The sequence below is a fragment of the Klebsiella sp. SWET4 genome (assembly GCF_024296565.1).
Taxonomy (GTDB): domain Bacteria; phylum Pseudomonadota; class Gammaproteobacteria; order Enterobacterales; family Enterobacteriaceae; genus Klebsiella; species Klebsiella variicola.
The window spans coordinates 163,115-180,662 of sequence record NZ_JANCOB010000006.1; the positions used below are offsets into that span (position 1 = coordinate 163,115).

Annotated in this window: 11 protein-coding genes; 3 read left to right on the forward strand and 8 right to left on the reverse strand. The window is 57.8% G+C overall.

Annotated elements, in window-relative coordinates; translation table 11 throughout:
- Nucleotides 1–13 precede the first annotated feature (13 nt).
- Nucleotides 14–1,648 (reverse strand): malate dehydrogenase (quinone), encoded by a 1,635-nt coding sequence (gene mqo, locus NKJ21_RS15640; RefSeq protein ID WP_012541003.1) that lies wholly within the window; start codon nucleotides 1,646–1,648, stop codon nucleotides 14–16.
- A gap of 358 nt (nucleotides 1,649–2,006) precedes the next feature.
- On the opposite strand from mqo, the gene NKJ21_RS15645 reads away from it, so the two are divergent.
- A complete protein-coding gene (locus NKJ21_RS15645; RefSeq protein ID WP_074184942.1) occupies nucleotides 2,007–3,167 on the forward strand; it encodes a SulP family inorganic anion transporter in 1,161 nt (386 codons plus the stop codon).
- On the opposite strand, the gene mgtE is transcribed toward NKJ21_RS15645, so the two are convergent.
- From mgtE to NKJ21_RS15675, 6 genes are all read right to left on the reverse strand, one after another.
- Nucleotides 3,130–4,566 (reverse strand): magnesium transporter, encoded by a 1,437-nt coding sequence (gene mgtE, locus NKJ21_RS15650; RefSeq protein ID WP_012541001.1) that lies wholly within the window; start codon nucleotides 4,564–4,566, stop codon nucleotides 3,130–3,132. The two genes, NKJ21_RS15645 and mgtE, sit on opposite strands and share 38 nt — an antisense overlap.
- Before the next feature lie 155 nt (nucleotides 4,567–4,721).
- Nucleotides 4,722–6,365: a multidrug ABC transporter permease/ATP-binding protein gene (locus NKJ21_RS15655; RefSeq protein ID WP_254732981.1), complete on the reverse strand. Its 1,644-nt coding sequence runs from the start codon at nucleotides 6,363–6,365 to the stop codon at nucleotides 4,722–4,724.
- A gap of 74 nt (nucleotides 6,366–6,439) precedes the next feature.
- Entirely contained in the window at nucleotides 6,440–7,093 is a 654-nt protein-coding gene (gene alkB, locus NKJ21_RS15660; RefSeq protein ID WP_254732983.1) for a DNA oxidative demethylase AlkB, read from the reverse strand.
- Nucleotides 7,093–8,157 (reverse strand): bifunctional DNA-binding transcriptional regulator/O6-methylguanine-DNA methyltransferase Ada, encoded by a 1,065-nt coding sequence (gene ada, locus NKJ21_RS15665; protein ID WP_008803979.1) that lies wholly within the window; start codon nucleotides 8,155–8,157, stop codon nucleotides 7,093–7,095. Before ada ends, alkB begins: the two co-directional genes overlap by 1 nt.
- Nucleotides 8,158–8,230: 73 nt before the next feature.
- Nucleotides 8,231–9,283 carry an FAD:protein FMN transferase ApbE gene (gene apbE / locus NKJ21_RS15670; RefSeq protein WP_254732985.1) on the reverse strand — a complete coding sequence of 351 codons (1,053 nt, stop codon included), beginning with the start codon at nucleotides 9,281–9,283 and terminating at the stop codon, nucleotides 8,231–8,233.
- 103 nt (nucleotides 9,284–9,386) lie between these two features.
- Complete coding sequence (locus NKJ21_RS15675) at nucleotides 9,387–10,478, reverse strand: porin OmpC (protein ID WP_008803977.1); 1,092 nt, start codon at nucleotides 10,476–10,478, stop codon at nucleotides 9,387–9,389.
- Between the two features lie 771 nt (nucleotides 10,479–11,249).
- On the opposite strand from NKJ21_RS15675, the gene rcsD reads away from it, so the two are divergent.
- Nucleotides 11,250–13,907, forward strand: coding sequence for a phosphotransferase RcsD (gene rcsD / locus NKJ21_RS15680; RefSeq protein ID WP_109910090.1), 2,658 nt, complete (start codon nucleotides 11,250–11,252; stop codon nucleotides 13,905–13,907).
- A gap of 15 nt (nucleotides 13,908–13,922) precedes the next feature.
- Nucleotides 13,923–14,573 (forward strand): response regulator transcription factor RcsB, encoded by a 651-nt coding sequence (gene rcsB, locus NKJ21_RS15685; protein ID WP_004201684.1) that lies wholly within the window; start codon nucleotides 13,923–13,925, stop codon nucleotides 14,571–14,573.
- Between the two features lie 45 nt (nucleotides 14,574–14,618).
- Here the strand turns inward: rcsB and rcsC are convergent, their stop codons facing one another.
- Nucleotides 14,619–17,459, reverse strand: coding sequence for a two-component system sensor histidine kinase RcsC (rcsC, locus tag NKJ21_RS15690; protein ID WP_016161575.1), 2,841 nt, complete (start codon nucleotides 17,457–17,459; stop codon nucleotides 14,619–14,621).
- Between the last annotated feature and the right edge of the window lie 89 nt (nucleotides 17,460–17,548).

Here is a 17,548-nt window from a genome sequence, read left to right on the forward strand (position 1 = left end):
GTCAGAGCGTTTGTCAGAGCGCGATATCCGCCATCGGCTTACCACCGCTCAGCGGCTTCAGCTCCGCCTGCGGGGCTTCATCCGCCACCGCGGCCGGCTCATATTTCAGCTCCAGCACTTCACTGGTCCACGCCAGCGCTTTCTCAATCTCCGCCGGGTTGCCGTCAAGGCGAATACCGTAGGTCGGGATGATGGCCTTCAGCCTGGCCTGCCATTCCGGCGAATTGACTTTGTCTTTAAACACTTTTTCCATTAGCTGCAGCATGATAGGCGCCGCGGTGGAGGCGCCTGGCGATGCGCCGAGCAGCGCCGCGACAGTGCCTTCGTCATCGCTCACCACTTCAGTACCGAGGCGCAGTACCCCGCCCTTCTTCGCATCGCGCTTGATAATCTGCACGCGCTGACCGGCCTGCCACAACCGCCAGTCCTCTTTCCGCGCTTCCGGATAGTACTCGCACAGCGCCGCCAGGCGATCTTTATCTTTCTGCATCACCTGGCTAATCAGGTATTTCACCAGATCGAAGTTGTCCAGACCGACGTTGAGCATCGGCAGAATATTCGAGGTATTCGTCGAGGCCAGCAGATCCCACAATGAACCGTTCTTCAGGAAGCGGGTCGAGAAGGTGGCGAACGGCCCGAACAGCACCACGCGTTTACCGTCGATAATACGGGTATCAATGTGCGGCACCGACATCGGCGGCGCGCCCACTTCGGCCTGGCCGTAAACCTTCGCCAGATGGTGGTTCACCACCTCCGGATTTTCGCAGACCAGGAACTGGCCGCCGACCGGGAAGCCCGCATACTCTTTGGCCTGTGGAATGCCGGTTTCCTGCAGCAGCGTCAACGCCGCGCCGCCGGCGCCGATAAAGATGAATTTCGCTTTAATGACCCGCTTCTGACGACGGTTGTCGGCATCCGCGAGAGTGACCGTCCAGCTCTTGTCGGCGTTGCGCTTGAAGCGACGCACCACGGTACCCAACTGCAGGGAGAAATTATCATGCTTTTGCAGGCCGGCGATCAGCTGGCGGGTAATTTCGCCATAGTTGACGTCGGTTCCCACTTCAGTACGGGTGGCGGCCACCTTTTGCTGCGGATCGCGGCCTTCCATTACCAGCGGCGCCCAGGCTTTGATCTGCTGATGGTCTTCAGAATAGCGAATACCGCGGAACAGTTCGCTCTGCTGCAGCGCCGCATAGCGCGCGCGCAGGAAGTTGACGTTATCTTCGCCCCACACAAAGCTCATGTGCGGCACGCTGTTAATGAAAGATTTTGGTTTGTTCAGGACGCCGCGCGTCACCTGATGCGCCCAGAACTGACGCGAGATATGGAAGGCTTCGTTGATGTCGACCGCTTTGTCGATATTGATGCCGTTGGCGGTCTGCGGCGTGTAGTTCAGCTCCATTAGCGCCGCGTGGCCGGTACCCGCATTGTTCCACCCGTTTGAGCTCTCTTCCGCCACGCTGGACATCTGCTCAACCATGGTAATAGACCAGTCTGGCTCAAGCTCCTGCAGCCAGGTTCCCAGTGTGGCGCTCATAATGCCGCCGCCAATCAACAATACATCCGTCTCTTGCTCATGGCGGGTGTTGGTCCGAGTGCTGTTGGGACCAACCGCCTGTGAGCGTGGTACGGCCATCTTTTTATTCATCGGATTTGAGCCTTACTTTACTCGCTGTTTTTATTTAGCGCAGGTGATACGATTCTCACCACTCACGTTACCACCGAAGCTCAAAAATTTAAATATTGTTTAAATTTTAAGTTCTGTTTTGAGATCCGTTATAAAAATGTTTAATAAATGTATACACCAAATCACTTTTTGTACTGGTAGCCTTGGGGATTCCGCGCTATCATCCTCGGTTTTGTGACAGACCGCACGGAAGCAGGGCCTGCCACCGCTCCCTCTTTTTTATAAGCTGCGAACTTTTTTTATGCCCCCAGTTTCTGACCCCGCCGCTTCCGGCAATCTGCGCCCCATCCTCCGCTCCCCGTCGTTATTGACGCGCGAAGTGCTGGCCGGCGTGCTTACCGCCCTGGCGTTAATCCCTGAAGTTATTTCGTTTTCGGTCATTGCCGGTGTTGACCCGCAGGTCAGCCTGGTTGCCTCGGTGGTGCTTTGCCTGGCGATGTCGGTGCTCGGCGGGCGCCCGGCAATGGTGACGGCTGCTGCCGGGTCGGTGGCGCTGGTCATTGGCCCAATGGTGCATCAGTACGGCGTGGGCTACATTCTGCCGGCGGTCATTCTGGCGGGTATGATTCAAATTTTGTTTGGTCTGTGCGGCATGGCGCGCCTGATGCGTTTTATTCCCCCGGCAGTGATGACCGGGTTCGTCAATGCCCTCGGGATCCTGATTTTCTTTGCTCAGGTACCGCACTTCTGGAGTCGCCAGCCGCTGATCGTCGGCCTGTTCGTCCTGACGCTGCTTATCGTCCTGTGGGCGCCGCGCTTCATTAAGGCCGTCCCGGCGCCACTGATCGCCATTGTCGCGCTCACTCTCTATACCGTCACCACTGGCCAGCAGTTGCCCACCGTCGGCGATGAAGGCTCGATGAGCGGCGGCCTGCCGGGATTCACTGCCCTGACCGTCCCCCTGAACCTGGCGACACTGCAGATTATCTGGCCGTGCGCCCTCAGTATCGCCTTTGTCGGTCTGATGGAGTCCCTGCTGACGGCTAAGCTGGTGGACGATCTCACCCATACTCCGTCGAACAAATCGCGGGAAAGCGCCGGACTGGGTATCGCCAATATCCTTGCCGGCTGTTATGGCGGTATCGCCGGCTGCGCGATGATCGGCCAGACCATCGTTAACGTGGAGATGGGCAGAGCCCGCAGCCGTCTCTCAACGGTGATCGCCGGTCTGGTGTTGCTCCTGCTGGTGACAGCGCTCAGCCAGGTGATGGCGCAGATCCCAATGGCGGTGCTGGCTGGGGTGATGGTGATTGTGGCGGTGAAAACCTTTAGCTGGCACAGTATTCGCCCGGGCGAACTGGCGCGTAATCCGTGGCCGGAAACGCTGGTGATGCTGGTGACCGTCGCCGCAACGGTGGGAACCAGCAATCTGGCGATCGGCGTGCTGGCGGGGATCGTCGCCATGGCACTCATCCCCCGCCGCCTGCGCACAACGGCGCAGGCTACATCAGAAACAGCGTCGCCAGACCAAGGAAAATAAAGAAGCCGCCGGTGTCGGTGATAGCGGTGATCATCACGCTGGAGCCGACCGCCGGGTCGCGCCCCAGCTTCACCATAACCATCGGGATTATCACGCCCATCATCGCCGCCATCAGCAGGTTGAGCATCATGGCCAGCGTCATCACCCCACCGAGCTGCGGATCGTCATACAGCCACCAGGTAATGGCCCCCATAATCCCGCCCCATACCAGGCCGTTAATCAGGGCGACCCCCATTTCACGCAGGATCAGGAAGGTAAAGCTGCCGGGCTGGATCTGCTGTAGCGCCATCGCCCGGACGATCATGGTGATCGTCTGGTTGCCGGTATTGCCGCCGATCCCGGCGACGATCGGCATCAGCGAGGCCAGCGCCACGAGCTGTGAAATGGTGTGTTCGAAGCCGTCGATGACCCTGGAAGCGATAAACGCCGTACACAGGTTGACCGCCAGCCACGCCCAGCGCGTTTTCACCGCCTTGCTGACCGGGGCGAAGACATCCTCTTCATCGCTCAGGCCGCCCATCCGGCGCAGATCGTTATCGGTTTCTTCATAAACCACATCAACGATCTCATCGATGGTCAGTCGCCCGATCAGCTTGCCGTCGGCATCAATGACGGCGGCGCTGAGTAAGTCATCACGTTCGAAGGTGCGCGCCACCTTCTCCGCTTCTTCGTGCGGCTGAAAGGTGACCGGATCGCCCTCCATCACCTCCCCCACCCGCTTCTGCGCATCGTTGAGCAGAATGGTCTGCAGCTCCAGCTCGCCGAGCAGCAGCTTGTTACGGGTGGTGACGAACAGCTTATCGGTGTTTTCCGGCATTTTACCCAGACGCCGCAGATAGCGCTGCACCGCCGCCAGCGTGGCCTCCGGTCGCACCGTAATGACCTCAAACTCCATGATCGACCCGACGCTGTTGTCGGCGTAGCGCATAATCTGGCGAATACGGGCACGCTTCTCGGCAGGCAGGGTCGCCAGCAGCCGTCCGGTCAGGTTGCGCGGCAGATGCTGCAGCAGGTAAACCTGTTCATCGATATCCAGCGGCTGCATCGCCTGCAGCAGCTCGGGGTCGCTCATCTTGTCGATCAGGTCGCCCCAGACGTTTTCTGAGGCTTCCAGCAGCACTTCGCCACGTTTATCGTCAGGCACCAGGCACCACAGCGCGGTGCGGGCGTCATAGGGGAGCGCTTCCAGCGCATCGGCGAGATCCGGCGGCGGCAGATGCGAGACCAGGATCTCGACTTCCGCCAGGTCATCGGCCAGCGTGCCTTCATCATAGCGTTCGGCCAGCGTCAGTTTGCCCAGCAGCGCAGAGGTCACTGCTTTATCGGTGCTCAAGAGCCAAATCAGACGGGCGCGCTCTTCGTCACGTAAGCGGGCGCTTTTTTTATGCAAAACGGACATCGATCGGGCAATCCTTTTGAGAATAGTGAGCCGGCCTGCGGGCCGGAAGCCTTAAGCATAGCGCGAGGAGGGGGAAATAATAACCGCCAGCAATGTAGTCGCTGAAAATTTCAGCGGCGCGGCACCCGGCTTTTCCCCCGGGCTCGCGGCGAGCATCAGGCCGTACGGGCCACCGCATCGCGGGAAGCCTGCGCCCGCTCCTCCCCGGTGAGCTCGGACAGCTGGCCGTCACGCATCTCCAGCAGGCGATCGGCGTGCTGGAAATAGTGATCGTCATGGCTGATGGCGAACACGGTTTTCCCCATCTGCTGCATCAGCGGCAGCAGCACCTGATAGAACTCGCGGCGGAAATGCGGATCCTGATCCGCCGCCCATTCATCCAGCAGAATGATGTCCCGGGACTCGGCCAGCGCCAGCAGGAGCGCCACGCGCTTCTTCTGCCCTTTCGACAGCCGGAGGTCGGCGATTTTCCCGTTCTCCAGCTGCAGCTTGTGGGCCATTTGCAGGCGCTCCAGCCACGTTGCCACCAGCGCCGGATCGGCCTCCTCTCCCTGCGGCCCGAGCAGGCGGTCAAACAGCCAGACGTCGGTAAACACCGCGGAGAACAGTTTGCGATACTCCTCCGGTTTATCCGCCGCCAGCGGCTGGCCGTCCACGAGGATCTGACCGGAAACCGGCTGATACAGGCCGGTCAGGAGCATCGCCAGGGTTGACTTGCCGCTGCCGTTGCCGCCGATCAGAAACACCAGCTCGCCGCGTTTCAGCGTCAGGTTAAGCGGCCCTACCGCAAAGCGTTGGTCCGGATAATGGAAAGTGACATCGCGCAACTCCAGCGTCTGCCAGTCAGGATGCGCCTGCGGCCGGGGAAATTCGGCTTGATATGGGGCGAGAGAGAACTGGCGCAGCTTGTTAAACGCCACCTGGGCGCTGAGCAAGGTGGGCAGCGCGCCGACGGCGGAGAGCAGCGGCGTGCGCAGAAACAGCAGCGTCAGGGAATAGGTCGCCGCCACGGCGGTATCGGCCCAGCCGAGGCTGTTGGCCATCCAGAACACCAGCCCGATGGCGCCAAGCATCATAATATTCGACCAGTTAACCGCGCTGAGATGGAAGGTATCGGCGCGAACGATATGGTGCCGATACTCCCGGGCGTCCGGGAGGTAGAGCTGATTAAACACATACTCCGCGCGTTCGCGATTGAGGGTCAGCTCTTTGCGCCCCTCCAGCACCGTCTGGTAGTCGTGATACAGCTTATCTTCCGTTTCGCGCAGGCTGGCCATATGTTTGTACACCCGCGACACCAGCACAAAACCGCCCCAGATGGTGAGCGCCATCCACAGCGCCGTCACCAGCATCATTTTGCCTGACAGCCAGGCCAGATAGGCGGCAGAGCCGAAGGTCAGAATGATCCCCTGCACCAGCTCCGGCAGGCGCACAAAGGCGATGGTGATGTTACGGATATCGCTGGTCAGCCCGGCAAGCAGCGACGCGCTGCCGATCTTATCCACCTGTTCAATCTGAGTATCGAGGATGCGTTTAACAAATTCGCCGCGCAGGCGATAAACAAAATGGTGGCCGAGGGTGGTCAGCGCCAGCTGGGAGCCCAGCGTCACCGCCATCAGCAGCCCCAGCAGGCCTAGAAACTCCGGCAGGACCCGCAGCGAGGTATCGACAGCGGTAATCAGGCGCAGGTTAATGAAGGCGATTAAGCCGATACCCAGCGCGGCGCTGAGCAGACTGAGGGCAATCACGCCGAGAAACGGCCAACGATACTGACGCCAGACGAGAGAGAGAAGTTCCATAACAGGCTATCCGGAAAAGCAAAACAGCCAGCAGTTTAAACGGCTCGCCGATGACATCAAGAATAATTCTTATTTTAATACTGGCGACTGCCCGCCTGCCGAAAAGTGAGGTTGTAACGACAGTCGCCCGTTTCGGGGTGATGCCCGGCTTTCAGCGGCTGAATACCGTGATAAAACAGACGCGACTCGCCGCCCCAGACCACCACATCGCCATGCTCCAGCAGCAGCCGTTGTAGCGGGTCGCTGCGTTGCAACCCGCCAAACTGAAAGATGGCCGGCAGACCCAGCGAGACCGAGACGATCGGCGCCCGCAGATCCTGTTCATCTTTATCCTGATGCAACGACAGTTTTGCGCCCGGCTGATAGCGGTTAATCAGACAGGCGTCGGGGGAAAAGTTCGGATAGCCGCCGGCCGCGGCTGCCGCCAGCGCCAGTTCGCGGAATACGGCAGGCATCGGCGGCCAGGTTTGATCGGTTAACGGGTCGACCGGGTCGTACAGGTAGCCGTGGCGATCGGTGGTCCAGCCCAGCGCGCCGCAGTTGGTCATGGCGACCGACATGGTGTATCCGCCCGGCGTGACCATCTGGCGAAATGGCGACTGGCGGGCGACATCGGCAATCGCCTGCAGCAGCGCCGGGGCGCGCTCGCGGGCGAAGCGTCGGAGCACCACCGCACCGGGTGCCAGCGGATCCTGCCACGGTGGCGTATCGCTAAACAGATCGAGCATTATTCCTCCTCGTATTGGGCCTCGCGCGCCAGCAGCTGCGCTTTCCGCGCCGTTCCCCAGCGATAACCGGACAGCGCGCCGCCCTCCCGTACCACCCGATGGCAGGGAACGATCACCGCCAGCGAATTCGCCGCGCAGGCGCCAGCCACCGCTCTTGCTGCTCGTGGCAGACCAATATGCTCTGCCACCTGGCGGTAGCTGCGGGTCTCGCCCGCCGGGATCTGCCGCAGCGCCTGCCAGACCTGCAACTGAAAGGCGGTGCCCTGCAGATCCAGCGGCAGCGATACCGGCCGCCGGCTGTCGTCGAGGTGAGCGAAAACCTCGGCCATTTGGCGACGGAACTCTGGGGTGCCCTGGCGCAACTCGGCGTTGGGAAAGCGCTGGCGCAGGTCGTCGAGCAATGCCGTATCGTTATCGCCCGGCAGAACGGCGCAAACGCCACGCTCACTCTGCGCCACCAGACAGCGGCCCAGCGCGCAGTCGCCCGTGGTCCAGGTCACCACGGTGGCGGCGCCGCCGCGGCGAAACTGACGGGCCGTCATGCCTAATGCCGCATCGGCCTGACGATAATAGCTGCTGCTGTCGGGAAAACCGGCCGCCAGCGCGGCGCGGGTCACCGTGTTCCCCTGCTCCAGCGCTTCCCGCAGACGTCGGGCGCGCCACGCCTGTTGCCACGCTTTGGGGGTCATACCGGTGACGGATTTAAACAAACGGTGGAAATGAAACGGGCTGACCGCCAGCTCACGAGCCAGCGCCTCAAGGGTCAGGGGCGCGTCCTGCTCCAGCAACCGGCAGGCCTGCGCCACTTTGTCGACCCTTTGCTGCTGCGGATCGTCTTTATCCGGCTGGCAGCGTTTGCAGGGGCGGAACCCCGCCGCCACGGCAGCGGCGACGTCGGCAAAAAAGCGCACGTTTTCCCGCCGCGCACGACGCGAGCGGCAGGAAGGGCGGCAGCAGATACCGGTGGTCAGTACCGCAAAGACAAACTGACCATCGGCCCGGGTATCACGTTCGCAGACCGCCTGCCAGCGGCGGTCATCGGTATCGGCAACTATCGGTTTCATGACGAGGCTCCTGCTGTAAGTGTATCCTCAGTCTGCGGCGACGCCCGCAGCAAAAAACCCGCAATCTTGCTTTTTAATTTTTCTCGCCGACGAGGAAGGTGCGAAACTGTGGCGACATCCAGGTTTTAAACCCCTCGCCCTCTTTGACGATCATATAGACTGCCAGCCCCTGCTCGCGCACCACCTGCTGCGCTTTTTCCGGCCCGAGGACCATCAGTCCGGTATCCCAGCCATCCGCCTCCAGCGCCGTTGGCGCAATGACGGTCACGGAGACCAGCTTATGGGTTATCGGCTGCCCGGTCTGCGGATCGATGACGTGCGAGATACGTTTGCCGTCGAGTTCATAGTAGTTGCGATAGCTGCCGGAGGTGCTGATGCCGTGACCATTGATGTCGACAATCGCCTGGACGGCGTTTTCCCGGTCAGTCGGTTTCTGGATCGCCACCCGCCAGGGCTTGCCTTCGCCGTTCATCCCGCGGCTCACCAGCGCCCCGCCTACCGACACCAGATAGCGGGAGATCCCCTCCTGCTCCATCAATCGCGCGAGGTGATCGGCAGCATAGCCCTCCCCCACCGTGGAGAGATCGACAAACAGATCGGGGATATCTTTTTGCAGGAATTGCCTGCCGCTCTGATTGATAACCTGCAGATGCTGCAGGCCGGTGCGCGCCTTCGCCGCGGCTATCGCCTGGGCATCCGGGGTGGTGACCGGCTGTTTATCCGGGCCAAAGCCCCACAGATTGACCAGCGGCCCCACGGTAATATCCATCGCGCCGTGCGTTTTGGCGCCAATCCGCAGCGACAGCGTCACGATGTCCGCCATCGCTTCGCTCACTGGCCAGGGCCGGGTATCCGCCGCGTGGTTGAAACGCATCAGCGCCGAGTCGTTTTTCCAGGTCGACAGCAGGCGATCGTCGGCATCCAGCTGGGCCTGAACCTTGGCGCGCAACGCCTCGGCCTTTGCCTTATCCACGCCAATGACGCTGACCCGCCAGAAGGTGCCCATGGTTTTGCCATCCAGCACGGTGGCCGTCGAAGCTGGGGTCGCAGGGGTGGTGGCTGAATCGCAGCCAGAGAGCAGTACGCAGGCGCCCAGCAGTGCGGCGCGAAAGAAAGTCATGTCCATTAGTCGAGGCTCCTCTTACCAGGGCGACAAGAGTATACCAGCGAGGTTAAACCAGACATAAAAAAAGGCGCCAGAGGCGCCTTTTTCTTGTGCAGCTTGCGACTTAGAACTGGTAAACCAGGCCCAGTGCAACCACGTCGTCGGTAGAAACACCGGCGTTACGGGTGAAGCTGTTGTCGTCCAGCAGGTTGATTTTGTAGTCAACATAGGTGGACATGTTTTTGTTGAAGTAGTAGGTCGCGCCAACATCAACATATTTCAGGAGGTCCTGGTCGCCGTAGCCTTCCAGATCCTTACCTTTAGACTGCAGGTAAGCCACGGACGGACGCAGACCGAAGTCGAACTGGTACTGAGCAACCACTTCGAAGTTCTGTGCTTTGTTAGCAAAGCCCAGGGAACCGGCGCGGGTCGCGTTGTAGGTCTGGGTGTACTGAGTGGCCAGGTAGATGTTGTTCGCGTCGTATTTCAGACCACCGGTGTAGGTTTCAGCGTTGTCGCCGTTACCCAGAACCAGGTTGTTCTGATCGTCGGTACGTTTAGAGTGAGAGTATGCGAAACCAGCGCTGATGCCATCAAAGATGTCATAAGTTACAGAAGTACCGTAGCCGTCGCCGTTCTGTTTCTGCGCGCCACGACCGTTGTTGGTCGCGCCTTCGCCGCTGACGCTGCCGTTTTTACCCTGGTACTGCAGAGCAAAGTTCAGGCCGTCAACCAGACCGAAGAAGTCAGAGTTACGGTAGGTTGCAACGCCGTTAGCACGGGACTGCAGGAAGTTGTCAGAACCGTAGGTGTCGCCGCCGAATTCCGGCAGAACGTCGGTCCAGGACGTTACGTCGTATACCACGCCGTAGTTACGACCGTAGTCGAAAGAACCCGCGTCACCAAATTTCAGACCGGCGAATGCCAGACGAGTCCATGCCTGATCGCTGGAGCTTTCAGTGTTGTTCGCCTGAACGTTGTATTCCCACTGGCCGTAACCGGTCAGCTGGTCGTTGATCTGAGTTTCGCCTTTAACGCCTACACGCATGTAGGTCTGGTCGCCGTCTACGCTCTTGTCGTCAGAGAAGTAGTGCAGACCATCGATTTTACCGTACAGGTCTAATTTGTTGCCATCTTTGTTATAAATTTCAGCCGCATTTGCTGCGCCTGCTACCAGCAGAGCCGGTACCAGGAGGGACAGTACTTTAACTTTCATGTTATTAACCCTCTGTTTGTTATATGCCTTTTATTATGCCACTGCTTACTGATTACCCTTCTAATCAGTCGGCTATTTCATTGTGCTGCAAAATGCAGAATAATCCAACAAGAATATGATACTAAAACTTCTAAGATGTTTCAAAATACCCACAAGATGTTTCAATTTGTAAAAATGGCGGAACTTTTTGCACCACAAAATGGTCTGGGAAATACGCACTAATAATCAAAAAAAATATTTATTGGTTCACAATCAATCACATACACACAAATAACTCTATAGCACTGAATGGTAAAACAAAACTATCATTGGTGACTAAAATAACAGTCGCTATCATCATTAACTTTATTTATTACCGTCATTCAGTTCTGAATGTCTGTTTATCCCTATTTCAACCGGATGCCTCGCATCCGGTTTTTTTTACCCTTCTTTACACAACTTTAATTTATCTGTGCTACGGCAAAAAATTCCCTAACGACTATTAATCAATCAATTAGCCTGTCAATTGCCCTTATTCAGCCAATGTCTTGTTATTTCGTGCGATTCTTCCGCCTGTACTTTGTCAATATCGCGACTGGTCAGCGTTGTTGGCGCGGTTTCATTGGCGCTTCGATTCTAAGATAATTCCTGGAGAGTATCGCGCCGCTGGCACCATTCTGTAGTATGGATTTACGCCATTAGCCTTTATACTGCCTGCAGCATCTGCTTTGTTGCCAGTTACTCTGGCGCTACATCCTGTTTACAAACAATGATGAGTCGTTCAGCCACAAGATGACCCCGAAAAAATTCTCCCTGATCCCCGGCAACATCAGCCGCTTCTTCATTTTGATGGTTATTGTCCTGCTGGCGACGATGGGGGTGATGATTCAAAGTGCCGTCAATGCCTGGCTGAAAGAGAAGAGCTATCAGGTGGTTGATGTCTCCCACGCCTTGCACCAGCGCATTGACACCTGGCGCTATGCCACCTGGCAGATCTACGACAATATCGCCGCGACCTCGGCTAACGCTGCGAGCGGTGGCTTGCAGGAGACGCGTTTAAAACAGGACGTCTACTACCTTGAGAAGCCCCGGCGTAAAACCGAAGCGCTGATTTTTGGCTCCCACGATAGCTCGACCCTCGAGATGACGCAGAAAATGTCCGATTATCTCGATATTTTGTGGGGTGCGGAAACCATCCCATGGTCGATGTACTATCTCAATGGTCTGGACAATAGCCTGATTTTGGTCTCAACCCTGCCGTTGAAGGACCTCTCCTCAAGCTTTAAAGAGTCAACGATCAGTAGCGTCGTGGAATCCCGGCGCGCGGAGATGCTGCTGCAGGCCAATACCCTTGATGAGCGCGAGACCTTCTCGCCGCTGCGCCATCTCGCCTGGCAGAACGCGCACTACTTTACGTTACGCACCACCTTCAACCAGCCTGGACATCTGGCCACGGTGGTCGCTTTCGACCTGCCGATTAACGATCTGATCCCGCCAGGCATGGCGTTGGACAGCTTCCGTATCGAGCCAGACCCGTCGCAAAACCTTGCCACCAATCCTGACAAAGAGACGACCGACCATATCGGGATCACCTTTAACGGCATGCAGATCGACATCGCCACCGATATCAGCACTACCGGTATGCAGTTGCTCTGGACGGTACCGCTGAGCAGCATGCTGCTGGCCGCCCTGCAGAATATTCTTCTGCCGCTGCTGCTCAACATTGGCCTGCTGGCGCTAGCGCTGTTTGGTTTTACCACCTTTCGTCACTTTAAAGGACGCAGCAATCCGTCTGGCGCCGGGCTCCCTTCCGCCGCCAACAGCGAACTGCGTCTGCTACGCGCTATAAATGAAGAAATTGTTTCTTTGCTGCCGCTGGGGCTGCTGGTTCACGATCAGGAAGCCAACCGAACCCTTATCAGCAACCCTATTGCCGACCATCTGCTTCCGCACCTGAATCTGCAAAACATCACCAATATGGCGGACCAGCATCAGGGGGTGATTCAGGCTACCGTCAATAATGAGCAGTATGAAATCCGCCAGTATCGCAGCCAGGTAGCCCCGCGCACGCAGATCCTGATTATCCGAGACCAGGACCGCGAAGTGCTGGTCAATAAAAAGCTCAAGCAGGCCCAGCGCTTGTATGAGAAAAACCAGCAGGGGCGGGCGGCCTTTATGCAGCATATTGGCAGCGCCCTGAAGCAGCCCGCGCTGAACCTGGCGGCAGAGGCGGCGGCGCTCGACAGCGCAGAGAACCGGACGCTGGCGCAGCATGCCGATGAGCTGGTCAAACTGATCGATGACATTCAGCTCGCCAATCTGCTGGAAAGCGACACCTGGAAAACCAGCCAGGCGCTGTTCTCGGTTCAGGAACTGATCGATGACGTTGTACCGGAAGTTCTGCCGGCGATGAAGCGCAAGGGTCTGCAGCTGCTGATCAATAACGCGCTCCCTGCCGGTGAGCAGCGCTACGGTGACCGTGAAGCCCTGCGACGCACACTGGTGCTGTTAATCCAGTATTCCATCACCACCACGCCTATCGGCAAGATCACCCTCGACGTTTGCCAGGACGAGTCGGCCAGCGATCGTTTGACCTTCCGCATTCTGGATACTGGCAACGGCGTCTCGGCAAACGAGATCGACAATTTGCACTTCCCGTATCTCAACGAGACCCAGAGCGATCTGTACGGCAAGGCGAACGCCCTCACCTTCTGGCTGTGCGACCGCATGACGCGCAAACTGGGTGGGCAGTTGACCATCAAAGCGCGGGAGTCGCTGGGAACGCGTTATACCCTGCACCTGAAAATGCCGGCCAGCGAAGAGGCGCCAGAGGCGGGCGAACATCTGCTGGATGACGTTATCGTCCTGCTGGATGTGACTTCCAGTGAAGTGCGGCGGATTGTCACCCGCCAGCTGGAGAGCTGGGGGGCGTCGTGCATCACGCCGGACGATCGGGCGACAAGTCAAGCGTTCGATCTGTATTTAACAGATAATCCGTCTAATCTTACTGCTTCGGGCTTGCTTTTAAGCGATGATGAGGTCGGGATACGCAAGATCGGCCCGGGACAACTGCGGGTCAACTTTAATATTAGCACGGCGATGCAGGAGGCTATCCTGCAGCTTATTGAGCAGCAGCTGGCGGAGGAGGCGGTTCAGCCCGCCACCTCAGGAAACGAGAGTAACGCCGAACTCCATGCCAGCGGCTATTACGCACTGTTTGCCGATACGGTACCGGATGATGTTCAGAGATTGTATACTGAAATCGAAGCGGGCGATTTTGCTGCTCTGGCGCAAACCGCCCACCGCCTCAAAGGGGCATTTGCTATGCTTAATCTGATACCCGGCAAGCAGTTATGTGAAACGCTTGAGCATCTGATTCGCGAAAAGGATGCGCAAGGCATAGAAAAATATATCAGCGACATTGACGTTTACGTCAAGAGCTTGCTGTAGAAGGTAGCCTTATACATGAACACTATGAACGTAATTATTGCCGATGACCATCCGATCGTACTGTTCGGTATTCGTAAGTCACTTGAGCAAATTGAGTGGGTGAACGTCGTTGGCGAGTTTGAAGACTCCACGGCCCTTATCAACAATCTTCCGAAGCTGGACGCCCATGTGCTGATCACCGATCTGTCCATGCCCGGTGATAAATACGGCGACGGGATCACGCTGATTAAATACATCAAGCGCCACTTCCCGGATCTGTCGATCATTGTTCTGACCATGAACAACAACCCGGCGATCCTCAGCGCGGTGCTGGATTTGGATATCGAAGGGATCGTTCTCAAGCAAGGTGCGCCGACCGACCTGCCAAAAGCGCTGGCCGCGCTGCAGAAAGGGAAGAAATTCACACCGGAAAGCGTCTCTCGTCTGCTGGAAAAAATCAGCGCCAGCGGCTATGGCGATAAACGCCTGTCGCCGAAAGAGAGCGAAGTGCTGCGTCTGTTCGCTGAAGGCTTCCTGGTGACCGAGATCGCCAAAAAGCTCAACCGCAGCATCAAAACCATCAGTAGCCAGAAGAAGTCGGCAATGATGAAGCTGGGCGTGGAAAACGACATTGCGCTGCTGAACTACCTCTCCTCCGTCTCGCTAAGTTCGACGGATAAAGAGTAATCCCTTTGTTTTCTCCGTCTCGCCCCGGCGAGACGGAGCTCCCCGTTATTCCCGCCCGTTACGTACCCGCGCCGCATACACCGTCAGCGTTTGCTTCAGCACGTCGAGGGTGACCGGCTTGGACAGGCAGCTGTCCATCCCCGATTCAAGACAGCGCTGCTTCTCTTCCGCCAGGGCATTGGCGGTGACGCCGATCACCGGCAGCGTCAGGCCAAGCTGACGAATGCGCTGCGTCAGACGATAACCATCCATATTGGGCATGTTGACGTCGCTGAGCACGATATCGATATGCTGTTTGCTAAGTACGTTGAGCGCGTCGACCCCGTCGTTAGCGGTCACGCACTGGTAGCCGAGCGATCCCAGTTGATCCGCCAGCAGACGGCGGTTAATCGGGTGATCGTCGACCACGAGGATCATCATGTCGTCGTTATTACCGATCTGCGCGTCCGGCGCCATCAGCGCCCGGCTATTCTCCGCGCTGTCGAGGGCGACGTGGAAAATACGCCCCAGCAGCGGCAGCAGTTCATGCGGCGTCGTCACGCTGTGCAGCCACTCTCCGGCGGCTCGCTCCTGCGGGATGCCGATATGGCGGCGGCAGAAGATGACCATCGCACTCCCCTGCCAGCCCCTCTGCGCTTCATCGTCAGTCAGCAAGACATCGTCGGCGTCCGGCGTTTCTCCGGCATGGCGGCGTACCGTCAGGCCGTGATAGCTGAGCAGCGACGTGACGAACATCGCCAGCGAAGTATTATGGATTGCCAGCCAGCAGGTCTTGCCTGCGAAACCGTCCGCCGTCACCTGCGGTGTGTTCTGCACGCCATACAGCGGGATACGGATGGTAAAACGGCTGCCCATCCCCGGCTCCGTTTCCACGGCGATATCGCCATCCATCATGCTGATCAGCTTTTCACAGATCGCCAGGCCAAGGCCGGTGCCCTGGAAGTTTCGCTGCACGCCGGTCCCCACCTGGAAGAAGGGATCGAACAGGCGCAACACCTCTTTCGCCGGGATCCCCTCCCCGGTATCGCGGACGCTGATCTGCAGATAATCCCCCGCACACTGGACGTGCAGGATAATACAGCCGGTGTCGGTGAACTTAATCGCATTGCTCAGCAGGTTAGAGATCACCTGCTGCAGGCGCATCGGGTCGCCGGACATCTGCTCCGGGACATCCGGCTCGATAAAACAGTACAGACCCAGCTGCTTGCGTACCACCAGCGGCAGATAGTTAGCAGAGATATGGTTCATCACTTCGCGCGGGGAAAACTCCCGCGGCTCGATCTTCAACTGCTCAGACTCGATTTTCGAGAAATCGAGAATATCGCTGATGATTTTCAGCAGCAGGCTGGAAGAGTTGTTCATCGCCGTCACCAGGCGATCAACGCCCTTCGGCAGGGCCTTCGTCTGCAGCAGATCGAGGTTACCGATGATGCCGTATAGCGGGGTACGCAGCTCATGGCTGACGGTCGCAAGGAACATCGATTTCGACTGGCTGGCCTGTTCAGCCGCCTGGGCCATCTCCTGCAGCGACTCCTCCATTTTCACGCGGGCGGAAACGTCCACCAGCACGCAAATGGCGACGTTTTCATTGCGATAACGCGAATGGACAAAGCTAATCTGCAGGTTGGTATGGTTGCTGGTCAGCACATCGACAAAGTTGACCTGCTGGCCGCAGATGATCTGCGTCAGCCGCTGGCGATCCTCATGGGTCAGCATATTCAGGTAGTTGTGCGCCAGCTCGTTACTGAGAATATTGGTCCCGTCGACGGTGCGCAGAATACAGATCCCCACCGGGGCTGAGGCCACGATTTTGCGGTTGAACTGTTCATGCTCTTCCAGTCGCTGCGCATCATTTTCCGCCGGGATAAAAATGCGCCGCTCATACATTCGCGCCAGCGCAAACAGCATTGCTCCGGTCAGAATATTGAGAATGATGGCGTTGATGATGAGCATGCGGATCCGCTCCAGCACCTGGTCCACCGAAACGGAATAGACGATACTTAAGGAGGACGGCGCCAGGCTTTTTTTCAGCACCAGCTCGCGAAAACCTGCGCTGTAGCCAAACCACATCCGCTCCTGCATCCACTTCGCTTCGCTCTGGATTTTGCCTTCCGCGCCGGCCAACGAGATCAGCGGCTGGCCGTTATCGTCAAAAATCGTCACGCTCATCGGCAAACTGCCTGGCGTGAAGAAGCTCTCCATACGGATGGTCTGCTCCACGCCGAGCATCGCCTGCAGACGGTTGGCCATATAGACCGGGGTCAGGGCATAAAAGTAGCCCACGCCGGGGCGCATGCCCTGGCTTATCCAGAACAGGTTGTTGCCGCGCTCGTTTTGCGGCGCGTTGCGATATTGCTCAATGCGCTGATGCAGGACTTTCAGCGCCTGATCGCGCTCAATCGGCACGTCCCGTAGGCCAAAGTTGGCCATGCAGAGGTTATCGCTGCCAATGAGAAAGATGCGGTTAAGGTCGTAGGCAGCGGTAAAATTATCCCGCCAGTAGCGCATAAACCACGCCAGTGATTGCAGCGAATTACGCCAGGTGCTGCTCATCGCGCTGCAGTCGGAATCTGGGTACAGGGGTTCAAAGTTGGGCACCGCTATATCGCCGTTTTGCCCTTGCGCTACCGCGTCCCCTGCCGACAAGCGGTTACCGGCGACGTACTTCAGCTCTTTAATCACGTCCGCCGTACGCTGAATATAGCGCTGGGCCTGATCGGCGTTGAGATTGAGCTCCTGATGGATCTCGGCTTCCCGCTCGTGCAGGGCATTGACGATATAGAACACAGAGACAAACGCAATCAGCAGCCACAGTAATACCGCCAGCGCTCTGAACAGATAACGTGAAACCTTCAGGGTTGTATGAAACGAGGCAAGATATTTCAATGTGGCGATGCTCGGCCGTCAGGGACTCAACAGAATGGGGTTAAAGTAGCGGTAAACCGGCTTTGCCGCAATCTTAATGCAAAAAGGGC